Source organism: Pseudomonas sp. (assembly GCF_033723075.1).
Lineage (GTDB): Bacteria > Pseudomonadota > Gammaproteobacteria > Pseudomonadales > Pseudomonadaceae > Aquipseudomonas.
Window position 1 is genome coordinate 31,475 of record NZ_JAWVXU010000003.1, and the last position, 17,575, is coordinate 49,049.

Below are 17,575 nucleotides of genomic sequence, written 5' to 3' on the forward strand. Positions count from 1 at the left end.
CCTAAACAATTCGGTTACGGTCATGCGCTTCTAGCGAAATTGCGCCAGGAATCGCAGGTCGTTATCGAAGAACAGACGCAAGTCGTTGACACCGTAACGCAGCATCGCCAGACGCTCGACGCCCATACCGAAGGCAAAGCCGGAATACTTCTCGGGGTCGATACCGGACATGCGCAGCACGTCCGGATGGACCATGCCGCAGCCCATCACTTCCAGCCAACCGGTCTGCTTGCACACTCGGCAACCCTTGCCGCTGCACATCACGCACTGCATATCGACTTCAGCCGAGGGCTCGGTGAAGGGGAAGAAGGACGGGCGGAAGCGCACGCCTAGGGGCTTCTCGAAAAACACCCGGAGAAATTCTTCGATGGTGCCCTTGAGATCGGCAAAACTCACATTCTCGTCGACCAGCAGGCCTTCGACCTGGTGGAACATCGGTGAGTGGGTGATATCGGAGTCGCAGCGATAGACCCGGCCGGGGCAGACAATGCGGATCGGCGGCTGCTGCGATTCCATGGTGCGCACCTGAACCGGCGAGGTGTGGGTGCGCAGCAACATGTTCGCGTTGAAATAGAAGGTGTCATGCATCGCCCGCGCCGGATGGTGGCCGGGGATATTGAGTGCCTCGAAGTTGTGGTAGTCGTCTTCCACTTCGGGGCCTTCGGCGATGCCGTAGCCAATCCGGGTGAAAAACTGCTCGACTCGCTCCAGGGTCCGAGTCACCGGATGCAGGCCGCCAGAAGACTGGCCACGACCCGGCAGGGTCACGTCGATGCGTTCGGCCGCCAGCTTGGCACTCAGCGCCACCTGCTCAAGAGTCGCCTTGCGGCCGTTCAGGGCGTCCTGAACCTTGTCCTTGGCGGCATTGATCAAGGCACCGGCTTGCGGGCGCTCTTCCGCCGACAGTTTGCCCAGGGTCTTCATCACCTGGGTCAGCTCGCCCTTCTTGCCCAGATAGTGAACGCGCAATTGTTCGAGGGCGTTCACATCGTCGGTGTGGCTAACGGCCTCAAGCGCTTGCGAGACCAGCACATCCAGATTTTCCATTTACAGACTCCAGATACGAAATAGGGGAAGAGCTCAGGCTCTTCCCCTATCGGTGACGTTTCGAACGCGCCCAAGCGCAGTAGGCCTTGGTTCGTTCGTGCACCGGGCGAACCCGGTGATTGTCGGGGACTTAAGCCAGAGTGGCTTTCGCTTTCTCGACAATCGCAGCAAACGCCGCTTTTTCGTTCACAGCCAGATCGGCCAAAACCTTACGGTCGATCTCGATGGACGCTTTTTTCAGGCCGGCAATGAAACGGCTGTAGGACAGACCGTTAACACGAGCACCAGCATTGATACGAGCGATCCACAGGGCGCGGAACTGACGCTTCCTCTGGCGGCGGTCGCGATAGGCGTATTGGCCTGCCTTGATCACTGCCTGTTTGGCGACGCGGAATACGCGCGAACGCGCACCGTAGTAGCCTTTAGCGAGTTTCAGAATCTTTTTGTGACGCTTGCGAGCGATAACGCCGCGCTTAACACGAGCCATGAGTAATTTCCTCTATCTTGACCGATTAACGAACGCGCAGCATGCGCGCCACTTTTGCCACGTCAGACGGATGCACCATGGTGCTACCGCGAAGTTGACGCTTACGCTTAGTGGACATCTTGGTCAGGATGTGGCTCTTGAAAGCGTGCTTGTGCTTGAAGCCATTAGCGGTTTTAAGAAAACGCTTGGCTGCACCACTCTTGGTTTTCATCTTTGGCATGTTCGGTACTCCGCATTCAGTTGATAAACATAACCGCAAGGCCTGCCGTGCCCTGGTGGTTACTTCTTCTTTTTGGGGGCGATGACCATTATCAGCTGGCGTCCTTCCATCTTTGGATGCTGTTCAACCGAGCCATATTCAAGCAGGTCAGCTTCAACCCGCTTCAACAGCTCCATTCCCAGCTCCTGATGCGCCATCTCACGGCCACGGAATCGCAAGGATACCTTGGCCCTGTCCCCTTCACTCAGGAAACGTACCAGGTTGCGCAGTTTTACCTGGTAATCCCCTTCCTCCGTCCCTGGACGAAACTTGATTTCTTTAACCTGGACTTGCTTCTGGTTTTTCTTCGCCGCGGCGATCTGCTTCTTCTTTTCGAAGATCGACTTGCCGTAGTCCATGACTCGGCAAACCGGAGGAAGCGCATCGGCAGAAATCTCTACCAGATCCAGCTTGGATTCTTCGGCGATTCTAAGCGCTTCATCAATCGAGACGATGCCAATTTGCTCGCCTTCAGCGCCAATTAACCGAACCTCGCGTGCCGAGATATTCTCGTTGATCGGGGCTTTCGGGGCAGCTCGTTTATCTTGTCTCATTTCACGCTTAATAATGATTACTCCACATCTTGGCGACCACGCCGGGAAACCGCCTGCGCGAGGAATTCAGCGAATTGAGCGACGGGCATCGAGCCCAGATCAGCACCTTCACGGGTACGCACGGCGACAGTTTGCATCTCTACTTCCCGATCTCCGATAACCAAGAGATAGGGAACCTTGAGCAAAGTATGCTCGCGGATTTTAAAGCCAATTTTTTCGTTTCTCAAGTCAGACTTGGCACGAAAACCGCTTTGGGCGAGTGTTTTTTCCACTTCCAAGGCAAATTCGGCCTGCTTGTCGGTGATATTCATCACCACAGCCTGAGTTGGCGCCAGCCAAGCCGGGAACGCACCTTCATAGTGCTCGATCAAAATCCCGATAAAGCGCTCGAAGGAACCGAGAATGGCGCGGTGCAACATCACCGGATGCTTACGGCTGTTGTCCTCGCTGACGTATTCGGCGCCCAAACGAACTGGCAAGTTGAAATCGAGCTGCAGGGTACCACACTGCCAGACCCGACCCAGACAATCCTTCAGCGAGAATTCGATCTTCGGCCCGTAGAAGGCGCCCTCGCCAGGCTGCAGATCATAAGGCAACTCCGCGCTGCCCAGCGCCGAGGCCAGTGCCGCTTCAGCACGATCCCACAGCTCATCGGAGCCCACGCGCTTGTCCGGGCGAGTCGAGAGCTTGAGCTGGAGGTCGGTAAAGCCGAAATCGGCATAGACTGCCAGGGTCAACCTGATGAAATCCGCCGACTCGGCCTGCATCTGCTCTTCGGTACAGAAGATATGCGCGTCATCCTGGGTAAAGGCACGCACACGCATGATTCCGTGCAGAGCGCCGGACGGCTCGTTGCGGTGACAGGCACCGAACTCGGCCAGCCGCATCGGCAGCTCGCGGTAGCTCTTCAAGCCCTGATTGAACACCTGCACGTGACAGGGGCAGTTCATCGGTTTGATCGCGTAATCGCGGCTTTCCGACTCGGTGGTGAACATGTTTTCGGCGTAGTTGGCCCAGTGCCCGGATTTCTCCCACAGCGAGCGATCCACCACCTGCGGAGTCTTGATTTCCAGGTAGCCATGCTCGTGCTGCACCTTGCGCATGTACTGCTCAAGCACCTGGTACAGGGTCCAGCCATTGGGATGCCAGAACACCATACCCGGCGCTTCTTCCTGGGTATGGAACAGGTTCAGGCGCTTGCCGATCTTGCGGTGATCGCGCTTCTCGGCCTCTTCGATACGCTGGATATAGGCCGCCAGTTGCTTCTTGTCGGCCCAGGCAGTGCCATAGACGCGCTGCAGCTGCTCGTTCTTAGCATCGCCGCGCCAATAGGCACCGGACAGCTTAGTCAGCTTGAATGCCTTGAGAAAGCGTGTGTTTGGCACGTGCGGACCACGACACATGTCGACGTATTCTTCGTGGTAGTACAGGCCCATGGCCTGCTCGTCCGGCATGTCTTCGACCAGACGCAGCTTGTAGTCCTCGCCACGGGAGGCGAACACATCGATCACCTCGGCCCGCGGGGTCACCCTCTTGATCACGTCATAGTCTTTTTCGATCAGCTGCTGCATGCGCTGCTCGATCGCCGCCACGTCATCCAGGGTAAACGGACGTTCGCTGGCAATGTCGTAGTAGAAGCCTTCTTCAATGACCGGGCCGATTACCATCTTGGCGCTCGGAAACAGCTGCTTGACCGCATGACCGACCAAATGCGCACAGGAGTGGCGAATGATCTCCAGCCCCTCCTGATCTTTCGGCGTAATGATCTGCAGGGTCGCGTCTCTGTCGATCAGGTCGCAGGCATCGACCAGCTTGCCATTGACCTTGCCGGCCACCGTGGCCTTGGCCAGACCGGCACCAATGGATTGGGCCACCTCGAGCACGGATACCGGATGATCGAACGAACGCTGACTGCCGTCGGGAAGAGTAATGATGGGCACGGCGCCTCCTCTCCTAGTGGTGACCTCTACCAAAGGCCACATGGGTTGGGATGAGCCAGCAAGCGATTCGGCGGTATGCCTGCCTTACAATGGCAGGAGCTTGTGAGCCAACCTGAACCGAACCAGAGTCACTGGAGGTTTTATACGCAACGAACAATCGCCGGGATGCTTCCAGAAAGCCTGAGCCCTGGCAAGCCGCCCAATAAAAAAGGGTCGCCTGGGCGACCCTTTTTATCGAATTGGTAGGCACAATTGGATTCGAACCAACGACCCCCACCATGTCAAGGTGGTGCTCTAACCAACTGAGCTATGTGCCTCCGATGGGTGCGCATTCTACGGGGGCGCTAAAAAGAGTCAACACTTTTTTCTCTAACTGCCTGAATAAATGAATTTTTTACTGTTCAGCTCAGCGTTTAATATTTCGCACGGGGCACTAGCCGGGCATTTTCAACTCGGGTAGCATCAGCGCATCCGTAAAGAATAAAGAACAGAGGTTGCAATATGGCGCACACGGCTTATCCACAATCCTACTATGCCGCTTCAGCCAACCCGGCTCCGCCACGTCCGGAACTGCATGGCGAAGTGGAAACAGACGTCTGCATTGTCGGTGCGGGCTACACGGGCTTATCCACGGCCATAGCTCTGCTGGAAAGCGGCTTCAAGGTGAGCATTGTCGAGGCTGCCAAAGTCGGTTTCGGCGCTTCGGGCCGTAACGGCGGTCAAATCGTCAACAGCTACAGCCGCGACATCGACAGCATAGAGCGCACCGTCGGCCCCAAGCATGCGCAATTGCTCGGCCAGATGGCCTTCGAAGGCGGCCGGATCATCCGCGAGCGGATCACCAAGTACAACATTCAGTGCGACCTCAAGAATGGTGGCGTGTTCGCCGCGATCACGCCCAAGCAGATGGGCCACCTGGAAGCACAGAAGAAACTGTGGGAACGCTACGGCCATACCCAACTGGAACTGCTGGACACCAAACGCATCCGCGAAGTGGTAGCGACCGACAACTATATCGGCGGCATGCTCGACATGAGTGGCGGCCATATCCACCCGCTCAATCTGGCGCTTGGTGAGGCGGCTGCCGTTGAATCCCTCGGCGGGGTGATTTACGAACAATCCCCGGCCATTAGCATCGAGCGCGGCGCCAACCCAGTGGTGCATACCCCCAACGGCCGGATCAAGGCCAAGTACGTGGTAGTCGCCGGCAACGCCTACCTGGGTAATCTGATCCCCGAGCTGTCGGCCAAGTCGATGCCCTGCGGCACCCAGGTGATCACCACCGAACCCTTGTCCGATGACCTGGCGAAGAGCCTGTTGCCGCAGGACTACTGCGTCGAAGACTGCAACTACCTGCTCGACTACTACCGCCTGAGCGGCGACAAGCGCCTGATCTTCGGTGGCGGCGTGGTCTATGGCGCGCGCGATCCAGCCAACATCGAGGCGATCATCCGTCCGAACATGCTCAAGACCTTCCCGCAACTGAAGGACGTGAAGATCGATTACGCCTGGACCGGAAACTTCCTGCTGACCCTGTCGCGCCTACCCCAGGTCGGCCGCCTCGGCGACAATATCTACTACTCGCAGGGCTGCAGTGGCCACGGCGTGACCTACACCCACCTGGCCGGCAAGGTGCTGGCCGAAGCCCTGCGCGGCCAGGCCGAGCGTTTCGACGCTTTCGCCGAACTGCCGCACTATCCCTTCCCGGGCGGCCAGCTGTTGCGCATCCCCTTCACTGCGATGGGTGCCTGGTACTACAGCCTGCGCGACAGGCTCGGGTTCTAGCCACTCGTTCAGACAAACCAACGGCGCCTTATGGCGCCGTTGGTTTTCCAGCTCAGTCAGTTAGCCTGCGGGCAGACCGGAGGAGATAAGCACTGCTGGTCTGATCCGCCGGTCGTGCGCTTCACACTTGTAGTGAATCGCTGATCATCGGGAGCCAGCTGCTGGGCACAGACCCTTGCTTGTTCGGCGGCCTGCAGGCAACCACGATCGGCTAACACCTGCGACAGGTTGAACCAGCCCGCGGCGAAGTCGGGCTGCTGTACCAGGCTTCTACGCAAAGCCGTTTCCGCCCCCAGCGCATCGCCACTGGCATAGCGGCTATTGGCCAAGGCAAACCAACCCAATGACTCATTCGGCCAATGTTGGGTGGCGGTGCGATAGGCGCGTTGCGCCGCAGCGACCCGTCCGGTTTCCTCAAGATCGCTGGCGGCCTTGAGCCAAGGGCGCAATTCGGCCTGCGCCGGCAACGTATCCGTCGGCAAGGTCAAGACCGCCCAACGCCCACCCCGCGCCCACGTCTTGTCGAAACTGCCGAAGCTGGTCAGCCAGCGCCGCGTGGTGCCCGAACGTAAAATTAAGGTCCGTTCACGCTGGTCATAACCGACCACCACAGCAAAGTGCCAGCGTGGGTACCAGTCAAAAGCCAGGTTTTGCAAGACCAACACCGGATTACCCGCTGACACTTCGGCAAGCAATGCTTGCAGACTCGGCTGCACCGGGTACACCAACATATCGTGAGCCCGCGCGGTCGCCACCATCTCTACTTGCAGACTGCCGTCACGCGCAGGAATGAACACCCGATCCTTAAGCAGGCCGGGGCTGGTCACTACACCGCGCTGGTTGAGCATGGTCGCCAGCGCCGCCGGCCCGCACTGATAGGCGCTCTGTGGAAAAAACGGCACGTCGCTCAGCTCTACCCGCTCAGGCAAACGCGAAGTCTCCGGTGGCAACAGCGGAGACTTCGCGCAGGCGGCAAGCAACACAATCAGAACGAGTGGAAGGAGGTTCCAGCCAATCAACGATTTATGCATTTAACGAAACTGAAGATATTGGTCGCGCAGAGCAGATCGGTGACGATGAAGATCACCAGGAACAACACGACTACCCCCAGAACGCCTGAACCAGCAGGCGCTTCCGATAGCTGCTGATTGAACTGCGCCAGCTCGGCATTGGTCAGGCTGTTGATACGGTCTTCAACCTGGGAGCGGTCCACCCCCATACCCAGTAATTTTTCCTGAACATCCTGCTCATCGAGCATGCTCAGCAATTGCTGACGATCGACCTGCTGCTGTTGTTCGGCCAACACCTCACCGGTGCCGATCATCGCCGCATTGGCCAGGGGGATCTGGACAATCATCAGAACGTGGAACACCGCCAACATGGCAGCCATACGCCGGAAGAACGAGTGATTGTACATGAGGGTTATCTCCTTGAAGGGCCATGCCCCTAGACCTGTACGGTTTAAAAGCGTTCCATAACAGCATAGCCAATAAAACCCCAGCGACTGTCTGCCAGCACACATATAACCGTCTTTCTCACAATAAACTGGACTCACGCAGCAGCTGACTGACTACCGCGCGCAACTTGCCGGGCTTGACCGGTTTATTGAGTAGCGGCATGCCCATTCGCTGCAACGCGCGACGGCACTGATCGCTGCGATCCGCGGTAATCATCACCGCCGGTATCGGCGAGTCGAAGTGCCGGCGCAAATACGCCACCACATCGCAACCCAGCACATCATGATCAAGATGAAAGTCCGCCAGGATCAAATCCGGCGCCCGCCCGTCAAGTGCCAACACGGCAGCCTCCTGATCGACTGCAGTCACCACCATGCAGCCCCACTGCTCGAGCAACGCGGCCATGCTATGGAGGATACTCAGCTCGTTATCCAGCACCAACAGGCGCCGCCCTGGAAGCGGATCACCGACTAACGGTTGAACCGATGAAGCAACGGGTGCCACGTTAATAGCCCGCTGCGCCAACGGCACCCGAATGGCAAACACCGACCCGCGCCCAGGCTGCGAGCGCACCTCGACCGGATAGCCCAGCATCCGCGCAATTCGATCGACGATCGCCAAACCCAGACCAACCCCTCGGCGCTCTGCCGCGCGACCGACATTCAGCTGATTGAATTCCAGAAAGATGTTTTCCAGCTGATCCTCGGAGATGCCGCGGCCGGTATCCCACACTTGCAGGTCAAGGAACTCGCCACGTTTTCGCACACCCAAGAGGACGCGGCCTTGCTCGGTGTAGCGACAAGCGTTACTCAGGAAGTTGCGCAGGATGCGCGTCAGCAGGCGGAAATCCGTGCTGATCGTATAGTCGGGAATCCGCGTCTTCAGGCGCAAACCCTCGGCGGCAGCCACCGATTGAAACTCAGACGCCAGAGGCGCCAGCAGATCCTGCAAACGGTACACATCAATATCCGGCTTGATCGCCGCCTGATCGAGCTTGGAGATGTCGAGCAAGTCGGTGAGTAGATCCTCGGCGCCCTCCAGGGCCTGGTGGCTGCGCTCGACCAGATTGCGCTCGGCGGCCGGCAAGCTGCGCTCACGCAGGGTGGAAATCAACAGGCGCGCCGCGTTGAGCGGCTGCAACAGGTCATGGCTGGCGGTTGCCAGGTACTTGTCCTTGCTGTGATTGGCTGCTTGCGCAGCATCGCGCGCCTCGCGCAACTCCTGCTCGATACGTTTGCGCTCGACGATCTGCTGCAACAGGTTGCGGTTGGCCTCCTGCAACTCGACGGTGCGCGCCTTGACTCGCTGCTCCAACTCTTCATTAAGCGATTGCAGGCGCTGCTGCGCCGTTTTGCGCTCGGTGATATCGGCGACGAAACCCTCAATGAGACCTTCCTCGCCCGGTTTCAGCAGCAGGTTCATCAGGACATCGACGGTACTGCCGTCCTTGCGGCGCAACTGAGTTTCATAACCAAACAGGCCGGGCGCATGCTCCAGCACCTGGCGAATATGCTGCAATTCCTCACGACCACCGACGAACAAGTAGTCGGCCAGATCGGTCAGCGACCACAGCACCTCTTGCGGATCGTCATAACCGAGCATCCGCGCCAAGGCTGGATTGGCTGAACGCAGCCCCTCCTGCAGGCTGGCCTGGAAGATGCCATGAACTGCATGCTCGAACAGCCATTTATAACGATTACGCTCGGTTTCCAGGTCTTCCAGGCGCGCCAGCAGTTCCGGGTAATGGCTCTTGCGCACTGAATGACTGCCCAGCCCAAGCAGCTCGGTGAGCGCCTGGCGTTGCTGGTCAGAGGGCTTCGGCATAGACGACCTCAACATCGCGCTGGGTCGAATCCCTCGGGTTGGTAAGGATGCATGGATCCTGCATGGCATTGCGTGACAGAAACGGGATGTCGGAGCTGCCCACCCCATGCAGAGAAAGGGTTTCATGGAAGCCGACCGCTTGCTTGAACTGGACCAGGTGCTCGACCAGACGCAGGCGGATCTGCGGATGAGTGAGCCCGCGGGTGTCGATGCCAAGGGTTTCGGCCACCATCTTGAAGCGCTCCGGCGCAGCCTTGTAGTTGAACGCCACCACATGCTCGATCAACACCGCATTGCACAGGCCGTGCGGCAGGTCGAGAAAACCGCCGAGGCTGTGGGCCATCGCATGCACCGCGCCGAGGATGGCATTGGAAAAGGCCAGGCCGGCCTGCATGCTGCCGAGCATGATCTTCTCGCGCAGGGCGATTTCATTCGGGTTGGCGATCATCGCCACCAGGTTGCCGTTGATCAGGCGCATGGCCTCCAACGCATGGGAGTCGGTCAAGGGCCCCGAACCGGTGGAGACGAAGGCCTCGATGGCATGCACCAGCGCATCGATGCCGGTACAGGCGGAGAGGAACGGGTCCATGCTCAGGGTGGTTTCCGGGTCGATCAGCGAGACGTCGGGCACCGCGCCCTTGCTGACGATGGAGAACTTCATCCGCTCGTCCTGATTGGAGATGATCACGAACTGCGACACGTCCGCCGAGGTGCCGGCAGTGGTTGGAATCAGGATCAGTGGCGGACTCGGCACGCGCAAGGTATCCACACCCTCGAACTCGATGATGTTGCGGCCATGGGCCACGGCGATGCCGATGCCCTTGGCGCAGTCCATCGGGCTGCCGCCGCCCACCGCCACTATCACGTTGCAGCCCTGACTGAGGTAGAGCTCGGCGCCGAGCATCACCTCTTCGCTACGTGGATTGGGCGATACCTGGGTGTACAGGCAGTGTTCGATGCCCTGGCGCAGCAGACTGACTTGCACGTCGGCCACCCAGCCGGCAGCCTGCACACCCGGGTCCGACACCAGCAGCACCTTGCGCGCACCGAAGTTACTGGCGTAGTTGCCCACGCTATGCCGGCAACCCGCCCCAAAGACGATTTCCGGCGAGACGAATTTACGATGAAGACTGATATCGGCACTCATGCCACGGCCTACCGCTTGTTGTTCTGACTACCGGCCAGCGTACTGCATTCACCTGTCAATGCAATGCCAGCTGTGTAGCGAAGCAAATCAAGCGGACAGGCTTGCCGAAGGGACAGTCGCTGCCTTTGGCTACGAGGCGCTCAGCACATCGCAATAGAAGCGCCACTCATGCTCCAGGGCATGGGCAAGGTTCTTCGCCTGGCGAAAACCGTGACGCTCTTGCGGATACAAATGGTAGTCCACCGGCACGCCGCGCTGCCGTAGCGCGGCGACCATCTGTTCGGTCTGCGCCGGCAGCACAACCGCATCCAGACCGCCCTGAAAGAAGATCACCGGCGCCTCGATCCGGTCGGCATGCAACAGTGGCGTACGCGCCCGATAGCGCTGGGCATCGCACAGCGGATCGCCGATCAGCCAGTCCAGGTAGTCGGCCTCGAACTTGTGCGTCGCCTGGCGCAGGGCCAGCGGATCGCTGACCCCATAGAGGCTGGCGCCGCCGCGAAACACCCGGCTGAAGGCCAGGGCGCATAACGCCGTGTAGCCGCCTGCGCTGGCGCCGCGGATAAACGCCCGTCCCGGGTCGATCAGGCCGCTGGCCGCCAGGTGCGCCACCGCGGCCTGGGTGTCCGCCACTTCGATATGTCCCCACTCCCCCGCCAGGCGCAGGCGATAGGCCCGGCCGTAGCCACTGCTACCGCGATAGTTGAGGTCGAGCACGGCGTAGCCGCGCAGCGTCCAGAACGGGATGCGCGGATCGAACACCGGATAGCAGGCCGACGTGGGCCCGCCGTGCAGGAACACCAGCAGCGGCGGTTTCTCGACCTGAGCGGCAGGTGCATAGAAAAAGCCCTGGCTGCGCTCGTCCTCACCGACCGGGCAGCTGAAGGGCTGCGGCCTGGGCAGGTGCTGTTCGCCCAGAGGCTGTTCGCCACCGATGAGAATGCGCACCGCGCCGCTGTCACGGGCGATGGCCAGAACCGCCGGCAGGTGATCCGGTGCCCCGGCGATACAGTAATAGTGCCTGGCATCCACGGCCAAGGAGCGAAAGCGGCTGAAGCCCGAGGCCAGGCGCCGTTCGCACGGAGGCGCATGCTCATAGGGTGACGCGGGGCCGCCTAGGCCATGCGCACCATTGCCACTATCACTAGCATCGGGGCGCACGGGGCACCCTGCTGCTCGCTCCAGCAGCACGCCGAAGCCCTGCTCGAAACGGCTCAGCAGCATGGCGCCCGACTCGAGCGGCAGGTAGGTACAGCCGCCCAGCTGCCAGGGCGCCGGCGCATGATCGTAGGGTGACGCGAGGCCGCCTAGGCCATGCGCGCAGTCCGCTGCAGGGGAAAAATCCGTGGCGCACGCCGGCTGCCACCAGCCGTCGCGGTCGGAGAGCACCCAGAGCCGGCCATCCGCAGCGAAACGCGGCTGTTGCAGGGACTGGTCGTGGTCAGCGCCGGCCAGAATCCGTCCGCCCCCCTCGCCCTCACGCAGACACAGGCGGGTGGCGACCCAGGGCTGATAAGGCCTGTCCCACTCGATCCAGACCAGTTGGTGGCCGTCGGCACTGGCAACCGGGCCGGCATAGAAGTCGGCGCCTTCGACCAGCACCCGCCGGCTGCCGTCCAGGCCAATGCGCACCAAACGGTGGATCAAACCGGCCGGTTCATGGCTCTCCTCCACGGCCAAAAGCGCCTGCCAGGCCGGGACGAAGGACAGATCGCCGTAACGGCAATCCGGGCGAGCGGTCAACTTGCAAGGTGCTCCCGCCGAATCACTGGTGCGCGCGGCGCACTCCACCAGGTAGATCTGCTGATCGGCTTCGTTGACGAACGCCGCGCCCAGCTCGGTAGCGCAGCAGGCGCCGCCGCCGTATTCATAGACCCGGCTGCGCACGGAGAAACCCGCCGGGGTCAGCTCACGCAGCTCGTTGTCACGCCAGAAGAACAGGCCACAGCGCGCCTGCTGCGGATCGAAGGCCACCCACAGCAGGCCACCATGGGCGGCGTGCAGTTCGGCGAAATCGCCACTGGCGGCTGCGGCCTGGGTGGCACTCCAGATCCTATCGGCGTCTTCGGTGCGCATGGTGCACCCTAGACCTTGCAGATCAGCTTGGAGGCCTTTTCATTGCGGAACACCAGGTTCTCCAGCGCTCCCGGCGCCTGCTCGGCCTCTTCGCGCGCGGCGAGGATGATGCCGTGGTGCGCCGACTTGCTGCACACCGGGTCGGCGTTGCTGGCGTCGCCGGTGAGCATGAAGGCCTGACAGCGGCAGCCGCCTAAATCCTTGGCCTTTTCGTCACAGGAGCGGCACGGCTCGGGCATCCAGTCGTCGCCGCGAAAGCGGTTGAAGCCGAAGGAGTCGCGCCAGATGTGCTCGATGCTGTGCTCACGCACGTTGGGAAACTGCACCGGCAACTGGCGGGCGCTGTGGCATGGCAGCGCGGTGCCGTCCGGGGTGATGTCGAGGAACAGGTTGCCCCAGCCGTTCATGCAGGCCTTGGGCCGTTCCTCGTAGTAATCCGGGGTGACGAAGATCAGCTTGCACGGGTGGTTCTCGGCCGCCAGCTTGGCGCGCCACTCATTGGTGATGCGCTCGGCGCGCTCCAGCTGGGCGCGAGTCGGCAACAGGCCGGCGCGATTGAGTTCGGCCCAACCATAGAACTGACAGGTCGCCAACTCGACGAAGTCCGCCTCCAACTCCAGGCACAGTTCAATAATTCGTTCGATGTTGTCGATGTTGTGCCGGTGGGTGACGAAGTTCAGCACCATGGGGTAACCGGCCGCCTTGACTGCCCGGGCCATGGCCAGCTTCTGGCTGAAGGCCTTCTTCGAGCCGGCCAGCATATTGTTCACCTCCTCATCGGCGGCCTGGAAGCTGATCTGGATATGATCCAGGCCGGCTTCGCTGAAGCTGGCGATGCGCTCTTCGCTCAAGCCGATGCCGGAGGTGATCAGGTTGGTGTAGTAGCCCAGGTCGCGTGCCGCCTTGATCAGCTCGGCCAGATCCTGGCGCACCAGCGGTTCGCCACCGGAAAAACCCAGTTGCGCCGCGCCCAGCGCGCGCGCCTGACGAAACACCTCGATCCACTCGGCAGTAGTCAGCTCCTGACCTTGCTGGGAGAAATCCAGCGGATTCGAACAGTACGGGCATTGCAGCGGACAGCGGTAAGTCAGCTCGGCCAACAGCCATAACGGTGGACCGGGTTCATGCCCAGGCTTACTGCAATTCGATCCAGAACTGAGCATTGGCTACCTCCATAAAGGCCAGGATGTCTTCATCGAGCCCCGGCACGTCCGGAAAGCGTTCACTCAAGGTGTCGATGATCTGGCCGACACTGTGCGCACCATTGACCTGCTGGAGAATTTCCCCGGCACTGTCATTGAGCTTGATCATGCCTTCCGGGTAAAGCAGCACATGGCAGTTTTGCACGGGTTCGAACTGCAGGCGAAAGCCGCGGCGCAGCTTGGGGATCTTGCTGGCAAGGGACTGGTTCATACAATCGACTCCGCTGTGATGCGCGCGCGGCACCCCAGGGGGGATACGCCGGCCGTAGGGTGCGCCATGCGCACCAATTGATTGCGGCTCACAGCGCTATCCCCCGATGCCAGACCCGCTCAGCCGTCACCGTGTGGTAAGGCGCGCGCTCCAGCTCGTAGGCCATGCTCATGGCATCGAGCATGCTCCAGAGCACGTCCAGCTTGAATTGCAGGATCTCCAGCATGCGTTGCTGACCCTCGTAGGTCGTGTAGTGTTGCAGGGTGATGCGCAGGCCGTGTTCGACATCGCGGCGCGCCTCTTTCAGGCGTTTGCGGAAGTAGTCGTAACCGCTGGCATCGATCCAGGGGTAATGCTGCGGCCAGGCATCCAGACGCGACTGGTGAATGGTCGGTGCGAACAGTTCGGTCAGCGAGCTGCTGGCCGCCTCCTGCCAGCAGGCGCGGCGGGCGAAGTTGACGTAGGCATCGACGGCGAAGCGCACCCCCGGCAACACCAACTCCTGGGACAGCACCTGCTCGCGGTCCAGCCCCACCGCCTCGGCCAGGCGCAGCCAGGCTTCGATGCCGCCCTCCTCGCCGGGCGCGCCGTCGTGATCGAGGATGCGCTGCACCCACTCGCGACGGGTGTCACGATCCGGACAATTGGCCATGATCGCCGCATCCTTCACCGGGATGCACACCTGGTAATAGAAGCGGTTGGCGACCCAGCCCTGGATCTGCTCGCGGCTGGATTGCCCGGCGTACATCGCCTGATGAAAGGGATGATGAGTGTGGTAATAGGCGCCCTTGGCGCGCAATGCCTGCTCGAATTCGGCAGGGCTCATGGCGGTCTTGCTCATCGAGGCTCTCCAGTGCGCGGTACCGCTCGCCCGGGGTGCGCCCTGCGCACCCACATTGGCGGCAACGTTGTTCTTGGGGTGTGCGTGGCCTAGGCGGCCCCGCGCACCTTACAAAGTGATACTCATGCCATCCCAGGAGACGTCGATACCGTGAACTTTCAGCTCGGCACGCTGCGGCGAATCGACATCGAGGATCGGATTGGTATTGTTGATATGGATCAGGATCTTCTGCTTCGCCGGCAGGCCGTCGAGCACCTCGATCATGCCGCCGGGGCCGCTTTGCGGCAGATGGCCCATCTCGCTGCCGAGCTTGTCGCCGACCTCGCACTGGCACATTTCGTCATCGCGCCACAGGGTGCCATCGACCAGCAGGCAATCGGCGCGACGCATCCAGCCCAGCAGCTGATCATCCACCTGCCCCAGGCCAGGGGCGTAGAACAGGGTGCCGCCCGTGCGCAGGTCTTCGACGAACAGCCCGATGTTGTCACCCGGGTGCGGGTTGCCACGGTGCGGCGAGTACGGCGGTGCGCTGCTGCGCAGGGCAATCGCGGTGATCTGCAGGTCCGGGCAGGCCGGTATGCTGAACGGCACGCCATCCAGCTCGATCAGGTTGTGCTGCAGGCCACCGTTCCAGTGGGCGAGCATATTGAACAGCGGAAAACCGCTGGTCAGGTCCTGATGCACCATCTCGGTACACCAGACCTGATGCGGACAGCCTTCGCGCAGAGTCAGCAGGCCAGTGCAGTGGTCGATCTGGCTGTCGATCAGAATGACCCCGCCGATCGCCGTGTCACGTGGTTTGCGCGCCGGCTGCAAGGCCGGGAACGACTCGATCTGCGCACGGATATCCGGCGAGGCGTTGCACAGAATCCAGTCCTTGCCGTTATCGCTCAGGGCGATCGAGGACTGGGTACGCGGCTGCGCGCGCAGGCTGCCGTCGCGCACGCCACTGCAGTTGCGGCAGTTGCAGTTCCACTGGGGAAAGCCGCCGCCGGCGGCGGAACCGAGAATCTGGATATGCATGGCAAGTTCCGGTGAGATGCCCCGACGGTGCCGGGGCAAGGCCAATCAACGATTGGCGAAGTACATGGTGACTTCGAAACCAATACGCATATCGGTGAAGGCGGGTTTAGTCCACATGGCGCGGTCCTCTTCTTATCAAACCGGCGAATTCCGGTAGTGCTAGTTATGCACCGAGAAAGCCCGCGACAGAATGGTACTTTGGGAGGAGGTCGGGATGGTATTGGTAGGAACCTTTCTCTGTATCCCTCACCAACACCGTGGGCGACGCCCTGCTGGCAATGCCTGGCTCAGGCTCGCCGCCGCCCGGCTGGGGATAATGACTCGGTACACCCGACGTGGCCGGTAGACGCCTGACAACAGTTGCTGGCGAATCGTGGCCCACTCCTTGAGCAGGTGTTCCGCCGCCTGGTTGATATCCAGCCCGCCGATGCTGGCCTTGCCCCGCCTCCCATCCCTGCCACCGGCGGCCTCGCACAAAGGCGCATAGCCCGGCGCTTCCAGACTCATCTTGCGGGCGGTATTGCGTCCATGCTGGACGCACAAAAAAACCCGCTGGCGTTTCCGCGCAGCGGGTCTTGGGTAACTTCACGCAATCAGATCTCGGGGACCGCGCTATTGGCAATCGCCATACCCGGCTCAGCGATGGGCACCGGCAAGCCATCTTCGGCCGCCACCACTTCGCGCACCATATCCCAGTCCAGTCGCAGGCCACCCAGTTCTTCACGCTTGAGCAATGCATTGATCACGGCAGCATGCCTGTCGACAATGGAAGATTCCCCCGTGTCATCCAGCGGCGCATGGGCCTCCAGATACACCTTGCCGTTACTCAAGCCAAACTTGTATGGCTCGTTGATGATGCGTACAGGCGTGCCGACCGGCACCATATCGGCCAGTTGCAGTACGTTATGGTTGAGCATGCGAAAACAACCATGGCTGACGCGCATACCGATACCAAACTTCTTGTTGGTGCCGTGGATCAGATAACCGGGTACCGACAACGCCATTTTATAGGGCCCCAATGGGTTGTTCGGCCCAGGCGGCACATAGGCCGGCAGCGGATCGCCATCGGCAGCATGCTCTTCAAGAATCGACTTCGGCGGGGTCCAGCCCGGATTCGGCGTCTTTGCGGTGATTCGCGCATCGGCCACCGGCGAACTCCAACCCTCACGACCAATCCCCAGCGGATAGGTGTGCACCACGTTCTGCCCTTTCGGGAAGTAATACAGACGGTACTCGGCGAGATTGATCACGATCCCCTCGCGCGGTCCCTGCGGCAGAATAAAGCGGGTGGGCAGGATGATTTCCGTGCCTTCACCAGGCAGCCAGGCATCGACCCCTGGATTGGCCGCGATCATTTCCAGATAACCCAAATCATTGGCCACGCCAAGATCGGCAAAGGTGTCTTCGTATCTGGCGTTGATCACCTGCACTTGGCCGACAATGTCTTCACCGGGCGGCGGCAAAGGCCATTCCATGGCAACCACAGAGTTGGCACCGAACAATGCGCAGAGTGACAGGCAGCGGGCGACGGCAGGAACGCGCGACAACATCCGGAAATCCTTGGCGAAAATGGCTAACAATTGAGCCCGGTGATTGTACACCGACGTTCGATGCATCGGGAGTACTCAGCGACTATGAAAATATCGAGCGCCGTAGCGAGGCCACCTCCAGGCGTTCACGTAGCGCCTCGCCAGCAGCGGGCGTTTGGAGGCGTTCGCCGAG

At 60.7% G+C, this 17,575-nt stretch carries 18 protein-coding genes and 1 tRNA gene; 1 reads left to right on the top strand and 18 read right to left on the bottom strand.

Annotated features, from left to right (window positions below; translation table 11 throughout):
* Positions 1 to 30: 30 nt before the first annotated feature.
* The 6 genes from pheS to R3355_RS04520 form a co-directional block, all read right to left on the bottom strand.
* Positions 31 to 1,047 (bottom strand): phenylalanine--tRNA ligase subunit alpha, encoded by a 1,017-nt coding sequence (gene pheS / locus R3355_RS04495; RefSeq protein WP_318960236.1) that lies wholly within the window; start codon positions 1,045 to 1,047, stop codon positions 31 to 33.
* 130 nt (positions 1,048 to 1,177) lie between these two features.
* Complete coding sequence (rplT, locus tag R3355_RS04500) at positions 1,178 to 1,534, bottom strand: 50S ribosomal protein L20 (RefSeq protein WP_079202155.1); 357 nt, start codon at positions 1,532 to 1,534, stop codon at positions 1,178 to 1,180.
* Between the two features lie 25 nt (positions 1,535 to 1,559).
* Entirely contained in the window at positions 1,560 to 1,754 is a 195-nt protein-coding gene (gene rpmI, locus R3355_RS04505; RefSeq protein WP_079202156.1) for a 50S ribosomal protein L35, read from the bottom strand.
* A 59-nt stretch (positions 1,755 to 1,813) separates the two neighbouring features.
* The gene (gene infC / locus R3355_RS04510) at positions 1,814 to 2,365 is read right to left on the bottom strand and encodes a translation initiation factor IF-3 (protein WP_318946067.1); all 552 of its coding nucleotides are present in this window, start codon (positions 2,363 to 2,365) and stop codon (positions 1,814 to 1,816) included.
* Positions 2,365 to 4,287 carry a threonine--tRNA ligase gene (gene thrS, locus R3355_RS04515; RefSeq protein ID WP_318960237.1) on the bottom strand — a complete coding sequence of 641 codons (1,923 nt, stop codon included), beginning with the start codon at positions 4,285 to 4,287 and terminating at the stop codon, positions 2,365 to 2,367. Before thrS ends, infC begins: the two co-directional genes overlap by 1 nt.
* A 240-nt stretch (positions 4,288 to 4,527) precedes the next feature.
* Positions 4,528 to 4,604 (bottom strand) — tRNA-Val (locus tag R3355_RS04520).
* A 184-nt stretch (positions 4,605 to 4,788) separates the two neighbouring features.
* On the opposite strand from R3355_RS04520, the gene R3355_RS04525 reads away from it, so the two are divergent.
* Positions 4,789 to 6,072 carry an FAD-binding oxidoreductase gene (locus R3355_RS04525; protein ID WP_318960238.1) on the top strand — a complete coding sequence of 428 codons (1,284 nt, stop codon included), beginning with the start codon at positions 4,789 to 4,791 and terminating at the stop codon, positions 6,070 to 6,072.
* A gap of 56 nt (positions 6,073 to 6,128) precedes the next feature.
* Here R3355_RS04525 and R3355_RS04530 read toward each other — a convergent pair whose 3' ends face one another.
* The 12 genes from R3355_RS04530 to R3355_RS04585 form a co-directional block, all read right to left on the bottom strand.
* Positions 6,129 to 7,103, bottom strand: a complete 975-nt coding sequence (locus tag R3355_RS04530; RefSeq protein ID WP_318960239.1) for a PA2778 family cysteine peptidase — start codon at positions 7,101 to 7,103, stop codon at positions 6,129 to 6,131.
* A complete protein-coding gene (locus tag R3355_RS04535; protein WP_318946061.1) occupies positions 7,088 to 7,489 on the bottom strand; it encodes a PA2779 family protein in 402 nt (133 codons plus the stop codon). Before R3355_RS04535 ends, R3355_RS04530 begins: the two co-directional genes overlap by 16 nt.
* A 118-nt stretch (positions 7,490 to 7,607) precedes the next feature.
* A complete protein-coding gene (locus tag R3355_RS04540; RefSeq protein WP_318960240.1) occupies positions 7,608 to 9,353 on the bottom strand; it encodes a NahK/ErcS family hybrid sensor histidine kinase/response regulator in 1,746 nt (581 codons plus the stop codon).
* Positions 9,337 to 10,500, bottom strand: a complete 1,164-nt coding sequence (gene ercA, locus R3355_RS04545; RefSeq protein ID WP_318960241.1) for an alcohol dehydrogenase-like regulatory protein ErcA — start codon at positions 10,498 to 10,500, stop codon at positions 9,337 to 9,339. Before ercA ends, R3355_RS04540 begins: the two co-directional genes overlap by 17 nt.
* 129 nt (positions 10,501 to 10,629) lie before the next feature.
* Complete coding sequence (locus tag R3355_RS04550; protein ID WP_318960242.1) at positions 10,630 to 12,576, bottom strand: S9 family peptidase; 1,947 nt, start codon at positions 12,574 to 12,576, stop codon at positions 10,630 to 10,632.
* A gap of 8 nt (positions 12,577 to 12,584) precedes the next feature.
* Positions 12,585 to 13,739: a pyrroloquinoline quinone biosynthesis protein PqqE gene (gene pqqE / locus R3355_RS04555; RefSeq protein WP_318960243.1), complete on the bottom strand. Its 1,155-nt coding sequence runs from the start codon at positions 13,737 to 13,739 to the stop codon at positions 12,585 to 12,587.
* Entirely contained in the window at positions 13,711 to 13,989 is a 279-nt protein-coding gene (pqqD, locus tag R3355_RS04560; RefSeq protein WP_318946056.1) for a pyrroloquinoline quinone biosynthesis peptide chaperone PqqD, read from the bottom strand. Before pqqD ends, pqqE begins: the two co-directional genes overlap by 29 nt.
* Positions 13,990 to 14,077: 88 nt before the next feature.
* Positions 14,078 to 14,830 (bottom strand): pyrroloquinoline-quinone synthase PqqC, encoded by a 753-nt coding sequence (gene pqqC / locus R3355_RS04565; protein ID WP_318946055.1) that lies wholly within the window; start codon positions 14,828 to 14,830, stop codon positions 14,078 to 14,080.
* A gap of 108 nt (positions 14,831 to 14,938) precedes the next feature.
* Entirely contained in the window at positions 14,939 to 15,853 is a 915-nt protein-coding gene (gene pqqB / locus R3355_RS04570; RefSeq protein ID WP_318960244.1) for a pyrroloquinoline quinone biosynthesis protein PqqB, read from the bottom strand.
* Between the two features lie 45 nt (positions 15,854 to 15,898).
* Positions 15,899 to 15,970 carry a pyrroloquinoline quinone precursor peptide PqqA gene (pqqA, locus tag R3355_RS04575; RefSeq protein WP_003284930.1) on the bottom strand — a complete coding sequence of 24 codons (72 nt, stop codon included), beginning with the start codon at positions 15,968 to 15,970 and terminating at the stop codon, positions 15,899 to 15,901.
* Between the two features lie 129 nt (positions 15,971 to 16,099).
* The gene (locus R3355_RS04580; RefSeq protein ID WP_318960245.1) at positions 16,100 to 16,360 is read right to left on the bottom strand and encodes a hypothetical protein; all 261 of its coding nucleotides are present in this window, start codon (positions 16,358 to 16,360) and stop codon (positions 16,100 to 16,102) included.
* An 86-nt stretch (positions 16,361 to 16,446) separates the two neighbouring features.
* Positions 16,447 to 17,403, bottom strand: coding sequence for a L,D-transpeptidase family protein (locus R3355_RS04585; RefSeq protein WP_318960457.1), 957 nt, complete (start codon positions 17,401 to 17,403; stop codon positions 16,447 to 16,449).
* Between the last annotated feature and the right edge of the window lie 172 nt (positions 17,404 to 17,575).

Bases quoted from the DNA above. Each gene is read 5' to 3' on its own strand.
- pheS (WP_318960236.1), bottom strand. From the start codon at position 1,047: ATGGAAAATCTGGATGTGCTGGTCTCGCAAGCGCTTGAGGCCGTTAGC.
- rplT (WP_079202155.1), bottom strand. From the start codon at position 1,534: ATGGCTCGTGTTAAGCGCGGCGTTATCGCTCGCAAGCGTCACAAAAAG.
- rpmI (WP_079202156.1), bottom strand. From the start codon at position 1,754: ATGCCAAAGATGAAAACCAAGAGTGGTGCAGCCAAGCGTTTTCTTAAA.
- R3355_RS04525 (WP_318960238.1), top strand. From the start codon at position 4,789: ATGGCGCACACGGCTTATCCACAATCCTACTATGCCGCTTCAGCCAAC.
- R3355_RS04530 (WP_318960239.1), bottom strand. From the start codon at position 7,103: ATGCATAAATCGTTGATTGGCTGGAACCTCCTTCCACTCGTTCTGATT.
- R3355_RS04535 (WP_318946061.1), bottom strand. From the start codon at position 7,489: ATGTACAATCACTCGTTCTTCCGGCGTATGGCTGCCATGTTGGCGGTG.
- R3355_RS04540 (WP_318960240.1), bottom strand. From the start codon at position 9,353: ATGCCGAAGCCCTCTGACCAGCAACGCCAGGCGCTCACCGAGCTGCTT.
- ercA (WP_318960241.1), bottom strand. From the start codon at position 10,500: ATGAGTGCCGATATCAGTCTTCATCGTAAATTCGTCTCGCCGGAAATC.
- R3355_RS04550 (WP_318960242.1), bottom strand. From the start codon at position 12,576: ATGCGCACCGAAGACGCCGATAGGATCTGGAGTGCCACCCAGGCCGCA.
- pqqE (WP_318960243.1), bottom strand. From the start codon at position 13,739: ATGCTCAGTTCTGGATCGAATTGCAGTAAGCCTGGGCATGAACCCGGT.
- pqqD (WP_318946056.1), bottom strand. From the start codon at position 13,989: ATGAACCAGTCCCTTGCCAGCAAGATCCCCAAGCTGCGCCGCGGCTTT.
- pqqC (WP_318946055.1), bottom strand. From the start codon at position 14,830: ATGAGCAAGACCGCCATGAGCCCTGCCGAATTCGAGCAGGCATTGCGC.
- pqqB (WP_318960244.1), bottom strand. From the start codon at position 15,853: ATGCATATCCAGATTCTCGGTTCCGCCGCCGGCGGCGGCTTTCCCCAG.
- R3355_RS04580 (WP_318960245.1), bottom strand. From the start codon at position 16,360: ATGAGTCTGGAAGCGCCGGGCTATGCGCCTTTGTGCGAGGCCGCCGGT.
- R3355_RS04585 (WP_318960457.1), bottom strand. From the start codon at position 17,403: ATGTTGTCGCGCGTTCCTGCCGTCGCCCGCTGCCTGTCACTCTGCGCA.